At 60.2% G+C, this 13,598-nt stretch carries 14 protein-coding genes and 1 pseudogene; 3 read left to right on the top strand and 12 right to left on the bottom strand.

All coding sequences use genetic code 11. From position 1 onward, the window contains the following. The first annotated feature begins 5 nt into the window (after window positions 1-5). Window positions 6-281, top strand: coding sequence for a peptidylprolyl isomerase (locus tag H8F23_RS00775; RefSeq protein WP_007912322.1), 276 nt, complete (start codon window positions 6-8; stop codon window positions 279-281). A 109-nt stretch (window positions 282-390) separates the two neighbouring features. On the opposite strand, the gene H8F23_RS00780 is transcribed toward H8F23_RS00775, so the two are convergent. The 8 genes from H8F23_RS00780 to H8F23_RS00815 all read right to left on the bottom strand — a co-directional run bounded on the left by H8F23_RS00780 (window position 391) and on the right by H8F23_RS00815 (window position 7,148). Continuing rightward, window positions 391-1,329, bottom strand: a complete 939-nt coding sequence (locus H8F23_RS00780) for a sugar kinase (protein WP_194933065.1) — start codon at window positions 1,327-1,329, stop codon at window positions 391-393. 131 nt (window positions 1,330-1,460) lie between these two features. Beyond that, entirely contained in the window at window positions 1,461-2,675 is a 1,215-nt protein-coding gene (locus H8F23_RS00785; RefSeq protein ID WP_194933066.1) for an amino acid deaminase, read from the bottom strand. Between the two features lie 39 nt (window positions 2,676-2,714). Continuing rightward, entirely contained in the window at window positions 2,715-3,479 is a 765-nt protein-coding gene (locus tag H8F23_RS00790) for an IclR family transcriptional regulator (protein ID WP_194933248.1), read from the bottom strand. Between the two features lie 226 nt (window positions 3,480-3,705). Next, the gene (locus tag H8F23_RS00795) at window positions 3,706-4,095 is read right to left on the bottom strand and encodes a RidA family protein (protein WP_007912330.1); all 390 of its coding nucleotides are present in this window, start codon (window positions 4,093-4,095) and stop codon (window positions 3,706-3,708) included. Between the two features lie 30 nt (window positions 4,096-4,125). Then, complete coding sequence (locus tag H8F23_RS00800) at window positions 4,126-4,917, bottom strand: amino acid ABC transporter ATP-binding protein (RefSeq protein WP_093430931.1); 792 nt, start codon at window positions 4,915-4,917, stop codon at window positions 4,126-4,128. After that, the gene (locus H8F23_RS00805; RefSeq protein WP_122605259.1) at window positions 4,914-5,576 is read right to left on the bottom strand and encodes an amino acid ABC transporter permease; all 663 of its coding nucleotides are present in this window, start codon (window positions 5,574-5,576) and stop codon (window positions 4,914-4,916) included. The genes H8F23_RS00800 and H8F23_RS00805 overlap by 4 nt, the downstream gene beginning before the upstream one ends. A 9-nt stretch (window positions 5,577-5,585) precedes the next feature. Beyond that, window positions 5,586-6,248, bottom strand: coding sequence for an amino acid ABC transporter permease (locus H8F23_RS00810; RefSeq protein ID WP_003225455.1), 663 nt, complete (start codon window positions 6,246-6,248; stop codon window positions 5,586-5,588). Between the two features lie 51 nt (window positions 6,249-6,299). Continuing rightward, entirely contained in the window at window positions 6,300-7,148 is an 849-nt protein-coding gene (locus tag H8F23_RS00815; protein WP_123449107.1) for a transporter substrate-binding domain-containing protein, read from the bottom strand. A 337-nt stretch (window positions 7,149-7,485) separates the two neighbouring features. Here H8F23_RS00815 and H8F23_RS00820 point away from each other — a divergent pair, with 337 nt between their 5' ends. Both H8F23_RS00820 and H8F23_RS28755 read left to right on the top strand, forming a co-directional pair. Beyond that, window positions 7,486-7,923, top strand: coding sequence for a thioredoxin family protein (locus H8F23_RS00820; protein ID WP_194933067.1), 438 nt, complete (start codon window positions 7,486-7,488; stop codon window positions 7,921-7,923). Further along, window positions 7,917-8,047 (top strand): annotated as a pseudogene (locus H8F23_RS28755) (GGDEF domain-containing protein); the annotation flags it as partial. The gene H8F23_RS00820 and the pseudogene H8F23_RS28755, both read left to right, overlap by 7 nt. Window positions 8,048-8,169: 122 nt before the next feature. On the opposite strand, the gene H8F23_RS00825 reads toward H8F23_RS28755, so the two are convergent. From H8F23_RS00825 to H8F23_RS00840, 4 genes are all read right to left on the bottom strand, one after another. Beyond that, the gene (locus H8F23_RS00825) at window positions 8,170-9,729 is read right to left on the bottom strand and encodes a TerC family protein (protein ID WP_194933068.1); all 1,560 of its coding nucleotides are present in this window, start codon (window positions 9,727-9,729) and stop codon (window positions 8,170-8,172) included. A gap of 310 nt (window positions 9,730-10,039) precedes the next feature. Further along, complete coding sequence (locus tag H8F23_RS00830) at window positions 10,040-11,686, bottom strand: phospholipase D-like domain-containing protein (protein ID WP_194933069.1); 1,647 nt, start codon at window positions 11,684-11,686, stop codon at window positions 10,040-10,042. Window positions 11,687-11,860: 174 nt separating this feature from the next. Beyond that, window positions 11,861-12,601, bottom strand: coding sequence for a vWA domain-containing protein (locus H8F23_RS00835; RefSeq protein WP_324187872.1), 741 nt, complete (start codon window positions 12,599-12,601; stop codon window positions 11,861-11,863). Then, the gene (locus tag H8F23_RS00840; protein WP_194933070.1) at window positions 12,526-13,527 is read right to left on the bottom strand and encodes an ATP-binding protein; all 1,002 of its coding nucleotides are present in this window, start codon (window positions 13,525-13,527) and stop codon (window positions 12,526-12,528) included. Before H8F23_RS00840 ends, H8F23_RS00835 begins: the two co-directional genes overlap by 76 nt. Window positions 13,528-13,598: the final 71 nt, after the last annotated feature.

The raw sequence follows: 13,598 nt of genomic DNA on the forward strand, positions 1-13,598 counted from the left end.
GCACGATGAAAGCCCAAGCCCGCCACATTCTGGTGAAAACCGCCGAAGAGGCCGAACAGCTCAAACAACGCATCGCCAAGGGTGAAGCGTTCGATGTGCTGGCGAAGAAATTCTCGACCTGCCCGTCCGGCAAGCGCGGCGGTGATCTGGGTGAAGTGCGGCCGGGGCAGATGGTCGGCGCGATTGATGCGGTGATTTTCAAAAAGCCGCTGCGCACCGTGCATGGGCCGATCAAGAGCAAGTTCGGGTATCACCTGGTGCAGGTGTTTTACCGGGATTGAAGGTTTGGCTTTAGGGCCCTATCGCGAGCAGGCTCGCTCCCACATTTGGAATGCACTCCCCCTGTGGGAGCGAGCCTGCTCGCGAACCGATTGCGCAGCAAGCGGTCATTCAAGCCTGTTTCGGAATCAATGCCCCCGGCACCTGAATCACCTGGCTCGCCAGCAGATGCCCGGCCTCGGCAGCCTCCACCGGACTGCCGCCCAGCAATCGACTGGCCAGATACGCCGCACTGAACGAATCCCCCGCCGCCGTGGTGTCCACCACCTTCTCGACCTTCAGCGCCGGCACTTCGAACGCTTCACCATCACACTGAATCAAACAGGCTTCGCCGCCACGCTTGAGCACCACTTCCGGCGTGCCGAACTGCGCATAAGCGGCAAACACCGCCGCGCAATCGGCGAAACCGAACAGCGCCTGTTCGTCATCCACCGTCAGCAACGCCAGATCAACGTACGGCAACACGTTGCGATAAGCCGCCCGCGCGTCTTCTACCGAGGCCCACAGGCGTGGCCGGTAATTGTTATCGAAGACGATGCGCGCATCCCGCTGCCGCGCTTCGATCAAGGTCTGGATGAGCTTTTCCCGGCCGAGCGCACCAAGCACCGCCAGGGTGATGCCGCTGAAATACAACACATCGTAATCCGGCAACGCCGCCAGAATCGGCGCGGCGGCCGGCGTGGTGAAACAGTCACGAACCGCCGCTTCGTTGCGCCAATAGAGGAAACGCCGCTCGCCGCTGGCATCGGTCTGAATGCAATACAGGCCCGGTAAACGCCCCGGCAGACGCTGCACCAGATCCAGGCCGATGCCTTCGCTGGTCCAGATCCGGCACATGGCGTCGCTGAAACTGTCATCGCCCAGTGCCGTGACGTAATCGACCTGGGCCTTCTCGCCCATGGCGCGGGACAGATACACCGCGGTGTTCAGGGTGTCGCCGCCGAAGCTTTGTTGCAGGCTGCCGTCGGCGCGTTGCTGCAGTTCGATCATGCATTCGCCGATCAGGGCGATGCGTGGGGTGTTCGGGCCCAGGGGGCTGAGGGTGTTCATCTTGTGGTGTCTCTGTTGATTCGCGAGTGTCTGGACTGGCGCCTTCGCGAGCAGGCTCGCTCCCACAAGGAAACGCATTCCAAGGGTGGGAGCGAGCCTGCTCGCGAATGGCCGCGACGCGGTCTCAAGCTTTAGAAACAAGTCTCCATGCTCTCGATCACCGACAGCGTTTCATCCACCAACAACCCCACACGCCACTTGTCGAACGTCAGGCACGGGTGCGACGTACCAAAGGAAATGATGTCGCCCACGCGCAACTCAACGCCCGGCGCCACCGTCATGAACGCGTGCTGATCCATCACCGCCGTGACCTTGCACGCACCGACATCATCGCCCAGCGCCGGCACCACACCCGCCTTGTAACGTAGCAACGGCACCGGCAAACCGGCATCGAACGCAACATCACGCTTGCCCAGTGCGATCACCGCAAAACCCGGCTCGGGCAGCGACTGCACGTGCGCCCAGACTTCCAGCGCCGGACGCAAACCTTCGTGCAGATCGCTGCGGCGGTCGAGTACGCAGCACTGCGCTTCCTTGTAAATGCCATGGTCGTGCGCCACGTAGCTGCCCGGGCGTAACACGCTGAGGAAACGTCCAGCAGCGTTCTGCGCTTCGAACGACTCGGCAATCAGGTCATACCAGGCCGAACCCGAGGCGGTGATGATCGGCTTGCCGATGGCGAATGCGCCGCTGTCCTGCAACTGCACCGCCAGGCGCACCAGCGACGCGGCAAATTCACGAATGCCGCTGACTGCGTGATCGCCGTGGATCACCCCTTCGTAACCTTCGATGCCGGTCAGGGCCAGCGCCGGTTGCGCGCTGATTGCCTTGGCCAGCTCGATGACTTCCTGCTCGCTGCGGCAACCGCAACGCCCGCCGACCACGCCGTACTCGATCATCACGTTCAGCTTCACCCCGCGCGAGGCGAAGTACGCGCCGAGATCGGCGACGTTGTCCGGGTGATCGACCATGCAATAGAAATCGAACGACGGATCGGCCAGCAGGTCGGCAATCAACGCCATGTTCGGCGTGCCGACCAATTGGTTGGCCATCAGCACCCGACGCACGCCATGGGCATAAGCGGCGCGGGTCTGGGTCGCGCTGGCAAGGGTGATGCCCCACGCGCCGGCGTCGAGCTGACGTTTGAACAGCGCCGGGGTCATGCTGGTTTTGCCGTGGGGCGCCAGTTCCGCACCGCTGTCGCTGACAAACTTTTGCATCCAGTGGATGTTGTGCTCCAGCGCTGCACGATGCAGCACCAGCGCCGGCAGGCTGACGTCACGCGCCAGGTGCGCGCCGATGGCAGCGTCGCCCTTTTCTCCAGCAGTATTGATGGCAGTCGTCATGGTCGAACTCCTCACATTCGCGGCTGCAGCCAGCCGCGGTTATTCGTTGATTCGCCGGGCGAGGCTGTTGGCGCTCTCGATCAGCACCCGGCGATAGTCGTCGTAATTGTTTTTCGCATCGGCCCGTGGCGCGACGATGCACAAGGTGCAAATGGCCACGCCTTGTGTGTCTTTGACCGGCGCGGCGAAGCAATGGGTAAAGGTGTCGGCAACACTGTCGAAGGAGAAGAAACCATCGATGCCGGCCTGACGGATTTCCGCCAGAAAACGCTCCAGCGGCAGGCGTTCGCCATCGGGCAGGATGTAGTCGTCTTCGTCGATCAGGTCGATGATCTGTTGATCGCTTAAATGCGCAAGCAGCAGGCGCCCGGAAGCGGTCCACGGGATCGGTGCGTTTTCACCGATGTCAGAGGAAATGCGGAAATGCCGCTCGCCCTCCTTCATCAACGCCACCGTGTATTTGCGCCCGTTGAGCAGGCACATCTGCGCGGTTTCACGGGTCTGGCTGACGATTTCCTGCAAGGCATGATCGGCCTCGCGGCTGAGGTCGAAATGACGCAAATGCGCCTGACCGAGGAAGTACAGCTGCCGACCCAGGTAGACATGACCGTCCTTGCCCACTGGCTCCAGAATCCGTCGTTCCAGCAACGATGCAACCAGTTCGTAGACCGTGGATTTCGGGCTGCCGATGCCGTTGGCGATGTCGTTGGGGCGCAGCGGCTGGCCGATCTCCTTGAGGAAATCGAGAATATCGAACGCCCGGTCCAGACCGCGAGCCCGGCGTTTGATGGTGTCTTCGGTCATTTCAGTGGTTCCCATTCAAAGTCGCCGGATGGTAACTGGCCCTTGGTGTTGTGTCAGTTGGATTGCTGCCCTCACCCCCCGCCCTCTCCCAGAGGGAGAGGGAGCCTGACTGTATCGATGCACATGTTGTGATCAGCCGCCAAAACCTGCATCGATACAAATCAGTCCCCTCTCCCTTGGGAGAGGGTTAGGGTGAGGGGCTGCGGCCTAAGCAACACAGCAATTTTCAAGCCTTCTTCTTGTACGCGATGCAGTCGATCTCGACCTTGCAATCGACCATCATGCTCGCCTGCACACAGGCCCGCGCCGGTGCGTGTTCAGGCTTGAAGTACTCGCCAAAGACCTTGTTGAAACTGCTGAAATCACGCGGATCATCCAGCCACACCCCGGCACGCACGACATCTTCCAGGCCATACCCGGCCTCTTCGAGAATCGCGATCAGGTTTTTCATGGTCTGATGGGTCTGCTCGACGATACCGCCCACAATAATCTCGCCATCCACCGCCGGCACCTGGCCGGACACATGCAGCCAGCCATCCGCTTCAACGGCGCGAGCGAAGGGACGTGGCTGGCCGCCAGCGGCGGTGCTGCCGGTGCCGTAACGCGTAATGCTCATGGGTGTTTCTCCTGATGTGAAAACGTAAGATTAAAACCGCGTATTTTTCAGAAACTCAGCCAGACGCGGCGATTGCGGGCGTTCGAACAGTTCCTTGGGAGGCCCCTGTTCTTCGATCCGCCCCTGATTCATGAAAACGATCTTGTCCGAGACCTCAAAGGCAAAACGCATCTCATGGGTCACCAGCAACATGGTCATGCCGTCTTCGGCCAGGCCCTTGATCACGTTAAGCACTTCGCCAACCAGCTCCGGGTCGAGTGCCGACGTGACCTCATCGAAGAGCATCAGGCTCGGGTTCATCGCAATCGCCCGGGCAATCGCCACGCGCTGTTGCTGACCGCCGGACAACTGACCGGGAAAGTGATTGCGTCGCTCCAGCAGGCCGACGCGCTCCAGCCATTTCTCGGCGAGCGCCACGGCTTCATCCTTATGCATTTTCTTCACCTTGAGCAGGCCCAGGGTGACGTTCTGCAATGCGGTCAAATGCGGGAACAGGTTGAATTGCTGGAACGCCATGCCGGTCATCGCACGATGACGGGCGATGAGTTTTTCCGCATGCCGCACACGCTTGCCGTTGACCTCGTCATAGCCGATGGATTCACCGTCGAGCAGGATCTGCCCGCCCTGGAATTCTTCGAGCATGTTCACGCAACGCAGCAGCGTGGTTTTACCCGAGCCGCTGGAGCCGATCAGGGTCACCACGTTGCCGCGCTGCATGCTCAGATCGACACCTTTGAGCACTTCGACTGCGCCGTACTGTTTGTGCAGGCCACGGATGTCCAGCAACGCCTGATTCTGTGGGGAAACTTGAGCTTGAGTCATGGCAAGGCCACCCGCTTTTCAATGTGCCGGCCGAGTAATTCGATGCCGTAGTTGATGACGAAGAACAGAAAACCGGCGAACAGGTAGAACTCCAGGGTCATGAAGTTCCGAGCGATGATCTGTTGCGTACTGAGCAGCAATTCGGCGACGCCGATCACCGAAAGCAAGGTCGAAGCCTTGACGATTTCCGTGGACGAGTTGACCCAGGTCGGCAGGATCTGCCGCAGCGCCTGAGGCAACAGCACGTAGCCGAGGGATTGGTAGAACGTCAGGCCGATGGCTTTACTCGCCTCCATTTGCCCGCGCGGCAAGGCTTGCAATGCACCGCGAACAATCTCGGCGACGTGGGAACCGCAAAACAGCGTCAGGCCCAAGGCCCCGGCCTGAAATGCGCTGATCTGCCAACCGAGTGCCGGCGCCATGTAGAAGCAGGCCAGCACCAGCACAAATACTGGCGTACCGCGAATCAGGTCGACGTAGAAACGAAACGGTGCGCGCATCCAGAACTTGCCATACGTGAGCACCAGACCGGCGACCACCCCGAGCATCGTGCCGAGCAGGATCGCCAGCGCCGACACTTGCACGCTGGTCAGAAAGCCCTGCCACAACGGCTCACGCGCGACCCACAATTCATGTAACCAACTGGGAGATTCGTACATCGCAGCCTCCTATCGGCGGATCGCCAGACGCTGCTCGAGGTAACGCAGCAGCATGGCAATGAGGTAACAGGCCGCGACATACAACGCCGTGGTCACCAGCCAGGTTTCGATTACCCGGTAGCTTTCGACGTTGATCTTGCGCGCGTAATAGGTCAGCTCCGGCACCGCAATCGCGGCGGCCAGTGAGGTGTCCTTGAACAGCGAAATGAAATTGTTCGACAGCGCCGGCAGCACATTGCGCAGCATTACCGGCACGGTGACGTAGGCCTTGACCTGCCACTCGCCGAGACCGATGGCCAGCCCGGCCTCGCGCTGGCCTTTGGGGATACTCAGCAAACCGCCACGGAACACTTCGGTCAGGTACGCCCCGGCATACAACGACAGCGTGATGATGAACGACGGGATCTTGTCCAGGCGAATCCCGAGACTCGGCAACGCAAAGTAGATCAACAGAATCAACACCAGAATCGGCGTGTTACGCACCACCGTGACGTACACCGAGGCCAGCACGCGCAAGGCGCGATGCTTCGAGAGCAAGGCGAACGCCATCAGCAGGCCGATCACGCAGCCGATGGCGATCGACACCAAGGCCAGTTCAAGGCCCAGACCGAGCCCCGCCAGCAAGGTGTCGAAATCGCGCCACACGGCGGCAAAGTTCAACTGATAGTTCATGGTCAGCAGTACCTTGAGCGGGGCGACTTTAATCGCCCCACTCTCTCGGGATCATTTGAATTCGACAGGGAAACCGATCGCAGGCGACGGCAGGTCAACGCCGAACCATTGTTTGAACGACGCCGCATAAGTCGGGAATTCAACGCCGGTCATGGCTTCATGCAGCGCCGTGTTGACGAAGTTCAACCAATCCTGATCGCCGCGTTTCACCGCACACGCGTAGGTTTGCGGACTCCATGCGTAGCTTGGGCTGCGATAGCGACCAGGGTTCTGCACCATCAGGTATTTGACCGAAGACTGGTCAGTGGCGGCGGCATCGGCGCGGCCGGAGTTCACGGCCTGGTACATCAGGTCGACGCTGTCGTACTGATCGACCTTGGCTTTTGGCAATGCTTGATGCACCAGCTCTTCGGCGTAGACGTTCTGCAGCACCGCCACGGTGACGCTGTCGCCGGCGGCTTGCAGGTCTTCGATTTCCTTGTACTTGCTGTTGTTCGGCAGCAGCAGGCCGACGCCTTCGCGGTAGTACGGCAGGGTGAACGCCACTTGCTGCGCACGGCTGGCGGTGACGGTGATGAACTGGCAGCTCATGTCGACTTTGTCGGTGAGCAGATTGGGAATCCGCGCATCGGACGACTGCACGACGAACTCGACCTTGCTCGGGTCGTTGAACAGACCTTTGGCCACCATCCTGGCGATGTCGATATCAAACCCCTGCAACTTGCCGTCCGCGCCCTGAAAGTGCCACGGCGCATTGGTGCTACCGGTGCCCACGATCAACTTGCCACGGGCCAGAACACTGTCGAGCTTGCTGTCGGCTGCCTGGGCCATACCCATGACAGCGGACGAAGCCGCAAGAACAAAAACACACGCTTTGAACAACGAAGGACGGCGATGCATGGCAAGCACTCCAGGATGGTGTTTATTCCGCTATACCGGAACACGGTTTGTTACTACGGAATAGACAGCAGAAAGTGTGCCACAGGATCGGGTGAGAATCTGCAGAAGATCTAAATGTCTTCGAAATCAAAGAGATGCAGAAAGGGACAGTCGCGTCGTTACCAAGAGCGCGGTTAATACACGCTACCGTTGGCCACACACTCCGGGTATTCGCGCCACATTTCGGGGCGCATGGCACAAAACCAGGCGGGTTACACCTGTCAACTCTGACAGTAGGCGCATGGCTTGCACTGGATTACCGTCTATAGGTGTTGCTGTACTCGAAAAGGAGATTCTCATGAGTGCGAATATCCCTCTCTCCACGTTGGCCCCCACCTACCGCAAAGCCCTGAAAACCTGGCGTCCAGTGATTCTTTATTTCGCCAACGAACATTGCCCCGCCTGCGAGTGGGCCGGGCCGATCTTTCGTCAGACGGCCGAGCCGTATCGGCATCGCGCCAATATTTACATGCTCAATACCAGAGAAACAGCGCGTCATCCGCTGGTCACCGGGACGCCAACCGTACTGTTTTACAAGAACGGCAGACTGGTGAAAAAACTCAAAGGCATCGGCACCGAAGAAACCCTCGCACGGGATTTCGCCGAGCACATCGGCAAGACCAAAGCACCCAGCGCGCCCCGTAAACGAATACATGATCTGCCTTGGCTGCGGCAGACTCTTCGCACTTTGCGCACCGTTGCGCGTGCTCGCCTGCGGAAATTCTTCGACCGGTGACCACCAGTATCGGTGAGACCCGGGTCGAGGATTGCGATTCGCTGAATCAGGCGCTGCTCAAGGCGCAAGAGGTGTTGTTTGCGTCAAAGCATATGGGAAGGATCGCTACACTTTTCATCAGTGAATACTGCGGTGCCTGAACCCAAGCATTCGCGAGCAGGCTCGCCCCCACATTTGAAACGCGTTCCAAGGTGGGAGCGAGCTTGCTCGCGAAGAGGCCGGCACAGTTAGTAGAGAACTCAAGGATTACGCTGGCGCGCGCTCCAAAAGCACCCGCGTCACCCGCCGCTCTTCCACCGCTTTGACCGTCATCTGCCAACCCTCAAGCTCCAGACGATCACCAATGACCGGCAATCGATCCAGCAGGCTCATCACCAACCCGGCCATGGTCTGATAATCCTCGGTCGGTGCCGCACCAAACCCTGTGCGTTGGCGCACACGCGCCAGGTTCAACGCACCACTGACGATATAACCGCCCTGCTCCTCAACGACATCCGGGCCTTCGATTTCGCTGGCATCGGGCAACTCACCGGCAATCGATTCGAGGATGTCGGTCATGGTCAACACACCAACAAAATCACCGAACTCGTTGACCACAAAAGCAATGTGCGTCGAGGCGGCGCGCATTTGCTCCAGCGCGTTGAGGATCGAATAGCTATCGAGCAAATTGATGGTCTTGCGCGCCAGGTGTTCCAGGTTCGGCTCGGCCCCGGCCAGGTACTCCTTGAGCAATTCTTTCTTGTGCACGAAGCCCAACGGCTCATCCACCGCACCGTTACGAATCAACGGCAGACGCGAGTAGGACGAGTGCATCAAGCGTGTACGAATGGCCTCGCGATCATCGGCCAGATCAAGCGTGTCGACATCGGCGCGCACGGTCATCAGCCCGCGAATCGGGCGTTCGGCCAGTTGCAGCACGCCGCTGATCATCACCCGTTCGCGACGGTCGAAAAGTTCGGCACTTGGCGCGTCACCGTCGTCGAGCAGGTCGGAAATTTCCTCGCCGACCTCTTCCGCCGCCAGTTTACGCCCACCCAGCAAGCGCATGACCGCGTGCGCCGTGCGCTCGCGGATCGGCCGCAAACCCTGCATTGAACGCTTGCGGCGAGCCCGGGCTATCTGGTTGAACACCTCGATCAGAATCGAGAAACCGATGGCGGCGTACAGATAACCTTTCGGAATGTGGAAGCCCAGACCTTCGGCCGTCAGGGCAAAACCAATCATCATCAGGAAGCCCAGACACAGCATGATCACCGTCGGGTGCGCGTTGACGAAGCGCGTCAGCGGTTTGCTGGCGACAATCATCAAGCCAATCGAGATGATCACCGCGATCATCATCACCGCCAGTTCATCGACCATGCCGACGGCCGTGATCACCGCATCCAGCGAGAACACCGCGTCGAGTACCACAATTTGCGCAACGATCGGCCAGAACAGCGCATAGGCGGTGTTGCTCGAGCGTTCGCCAACGTGGCCTTCCAATCGCTCATGCAACTCCATCGTCGCTTTGAACAGCAGGAACACACCACCGAACAACATGATCAGGTCGCGACCAGAGAAACTCTTGTCGAACACCTCGAACAATGGCTGCGTGAGGGTGACCAGCCAGGAAATACTCGCCAACAGGCCAAGGCGCATGATCAGCGCCAGCGACAGACCAATAATCCGCGCGCGGTCACGCTGATGCGGTGGCAGCTTGTCTGCCAGAATTGCGATGAACACCAGGTTGTCGATACCCAGCACCAGTTCCAGCACGATCAATGTCAACAAGCCCAGCCAGGCTGTGGGATCCGCTAACCATTCCATAAAACGTCTCTATCTCTCTCGATGAATTCAGGCTGCCGGACACGGCAAAGCGCAACGCGAAGGCTCTGGGGCCGCGTTAGCAACGATAGTCGGATGTCGGAAAACCGGATGCTGCGAGTGCGTCAAGACCGCGCCATGGCGCGAGGGGAAGGTGCGACTGGGAGGCTCCGAGAGGGTGTTCATGCAAATCCTGAATGAAAAATGGCCTTGGAGCGTACAGGCTTTGGGAACATTTCCTACAGCAGCAAATCATTTCCAAATTTGTAACAGCTCTCCGGATTCCCCTGCGGCAGCTCCTACAGGGGCAATGTCAGCGGCCAGCGAAGCGTAGGCGGGACAACTGCCGCAAATCCCCTTCGATGTAATAGTCATTCGTCCAACGGTCATCCACCGCCAACGGACTCACCTGCTTCAACGCCAGCTTCTTCGCGAAATAACGAAAGCGGTAATGCTCATAAAACCGCAGCAGCTCCAGCCCGTAACGATCCGCCAGATCGGTGTCGCCGCGAATGATCAGGTAGTTTTCATCGTTGCCATTACTCGCCGAAACACTGAGGTTGTGGCTGCCGCTGATGATCGTTGGTGTGTCTGTGGTGAAGTCGGTGACCACGGCTTTGGTGTGCACCAGCAGATTGCCTTTCTGGCCTTTCATGTTCTCGCGCAGCCAGCCTTCCAGCCCGGTGTTGAGCAATGCGGTGGCGGCGAATTCGGCGCTGCGGTCGGCGTGAAAACCGGTGATTCGACTGGCAGTGTTCTGCAGGCCATAACGCAAAATGTCGTCGTGGGGCTGACCGAGTAACGCGTTAAGAATCGCATCCGGCAGCGAGAACGCGGTGACGAACAGCACGTCCTTTTTCGCCGCGCTGATGATCCGCACGAATGCCTGCAGATCGGCCCCGCCGGTACGCGGTGAGAACCCGGCGAACAAAGGTTGCTGCGGATTCATCGGGTTGTGTTCGGTAATCCAGTCACGGGTAACGCCGATATCATCCGGCTGCGCCCAGATCTGCTCGAATGTTTGCAGATAACTGGCGGCAATCGATGCATCGTCCAGCACATGCACCACGTTGGCCTGACGATAAACTCCGTTGGCGGTGAAATTGGTGCTGCCACACAAAACCGCTTCAGGCTGACGAGTGCCGCTGGCATCGACGCGGCTGAGGACCATGAATTTGTTGTGAAAGATATTGTGGGTCACTCGCCCGCGTTTGCTCGCGGGAGGCAGTGCCGCCAGGCTCGCTTCGTTGAGCGTGGTGTCTTCATCATCGGGCCGGGCGTGATACAGCACCCGCACCTGTACGCCCCGCGTGAACGCCGCGTTCACCGCATCGACGATTGCCTGCAACTGATACTCGTAAATCGCGATGTCCAGCGCCCACTGACCATCGACCGCACGCTCGATAAACCCCAGCAAGCGCCCGAGCAAACCGTTTTCCAGCCACTGTCGCGCGGCATCGGGCCAGGATTCGATGGGCATGTTTTTGTTGGCGCTGATCTGCGCGTCCAGATCGGGAAACTTGCGCTGGAATGCCTGACTGGCGGCGACCGCACGGTTGAATATCACGCTTTGATTGCTCGGGTGACCGTCATCGGAGGTGATCGTCAGTTCCAGCGACTCACCCAACTGCACGGCATCCGCAGTGCCGTAGGCCAGATGCACGCGATAGTGAAGGGTCATGCCCGGATTGACCGCGTAATCGGCCCAGCGAAATTTCTGCAGCGGGGCTTTATCGCTTGGGGTGGCGTGGAACTGAGGGAAGGTATGCGCTTTGCCAGGGAACGTCAGGCTGTTGAACAGGAACAACCACGGTTTGGCGCCCTGCTGCTTTTCGATGGCAAACCCGAGCAGGCCTTGGCGCCGGGATTCGGCCAGATCCATGGCCAGCAGCACGCCGTTGGTGCCGGCGTAGGCTTTGACGCGGAAGTCGTCTTGAGGGTTTTTCACCAGAACGCGCATCGCTCACTCCTTGTGATTGGGCTGGGGGCAGCATAGTGCAGCGATGCGGTTTGTGGTTGTTCGGCTCTAGAGCGGGTCGATGCAATCGCGAGCAGGCTCACTCCTACATTTGGAATGCGTTCCCCTGTAGGAGTGAGCCTGCTCGCGATGAGGCCGGACCAGACACAGAAAGTATCAGAGGGAAATCAGTTCATCGATATGTCGATACTGCGCATCCAATGCCGTCGCCAGATCCTTGGCCCGGCCCAACCGGATCGGCCCACGCTCGATATCGATCAGCAACCCCGGACACCCCAGCGCGGGCAAGCCCGCCCACTGTTTCAAACGCCCATCGGTCACCACCAGCAAGCGTTGCTGCTCGGCAGGAAAGCGCTTGCGCCGCACCGTCAGCCACTGCCCGGCCTGCTCCAGCGCTGCCAGCAACGGCGTGCCACCGCCTGCACCTAAAGCATCCAGCCACACCCGCAAGCCGCTGGACGCCTTCAATCCCTGCACCTGCCATTTCGGCACCGAGCCACTGGCCGTCAACAATGCGAGTCGCGCCCGTTGGCGGTAAGCATCATCGAACAATTGCGCGAGCAAACCTTTGGCATCGCTCAAGGACTGATGGCGGCGGGTCGAGGCGGAGGCATCGACGATCACCAGCCACAATTCATGCGGTGAGCGCGTGCGCAGTTGAAACAGCAAATCTTCACGCGTCCGGGGACGCCCGTTGAGCAACGTGCCCGGCCAATTCACCGTACCGCTGCGCGCCTTATGGCGCTTGCCTTGGCGTCCGTTGTCCAGCCGACCGGCGCGGGGTCTGGCATTCGCCCCCGCGTCGGATCGGGGGCGAATGCCTAACGCTTTTTTGGCCAGCTCGGCACTTCGCGGCGGGTGCCGGTAGCGAGCGCTGGCGCCGGCATGTCGCCCCACTGGCCCTGCCCTTCACTCGGTGATGCCTGAGTCGTGGCCGGCGACTCGGCCGGTTGCGGCGGACTCGATGGCGCTTGCTCACGGCGCCGATGGCGCAGGGCAAACTCGGCGACAGCGTCGATGTCTTCCTCGGCAATCCCCCCTGCCCCGCGCCATGCCGCGTGGGCACGCGCCGCGCGCAACCAGACCAGGTCGGCACGCAGACCATCAACCCCGGCGGCGAAACAACGCTCGGTGATCTGCGCCAGTGCGGCATCATCCAGCGCAATATTGGCCAGGGCATCACGAGCGTGTTCGCAACGCGCACGCAAGGCTTGCTGCTCGGCTTGCCACTGTGCGCAGAACGCTTGCGGGTCGCTGTCGAAATCCAGTCGCCGACGGATGATCTGTCCGCGTTCGGTCGGTGCCGTGTGGCCACTGAGGGCGACGTTCAGGCCAAAGCGGTCGAGCAGTTGCGGACGCAACTCGCCCTCTTCCGGGTTCATCGTGCCGATCAGCACGAACTTCGCCGAATGCCGATGGGAAATGCCGTCGCGCTCGATCAGATTGGTGCCGCTGGCGGCGACGTCGAGCAGTAGATCGACGAGGTGATCGGGCAGCAGATTGACTTCATCGACGTAGAGTACGCCGCCGTCAGCCTTGGCCAGCACACCCGGCGAGAACTGCGCACGCCCCTCGCTCAGGGCGGCGTCGAGATCGAGGGTGCCGACCAGACGCTCTTCGGTGGCGCCCAGCGGCAAGGTGACGAATTGACCGCTGGCGAGCAGATCGGCCAGGCCCCGGGCCAGGGTGGATTTGGCCATGCCGCGCGGGCCTTCGATCAGCACGCCGCCGATTTTCGGGTCAATGGCGGTGAGGCACAGGGCGAGTTTCAGGTCATCGGCGCCGACCACGGCGGAGAGCGGGAAATGCGGGGTGTCGGTCATTTGGGTTTTCTCTGTCGTGGTCATTGGTGTGCTTGATGGTTGTGGGGTGTCAGTTGGGCTGGCCCTCACCC

This window comes from Pseudomonas neuropathica, assembly GCF_015461835.1.
In the GTDB taxonomy this organism is placed as follows: Bacteria; Pseudomonadota; Gammaproteobacteria; order Pseudomonadales; family Pseudomonadaceae; genus Aquipseudomonas; species Aquipseudomonas neuropathica.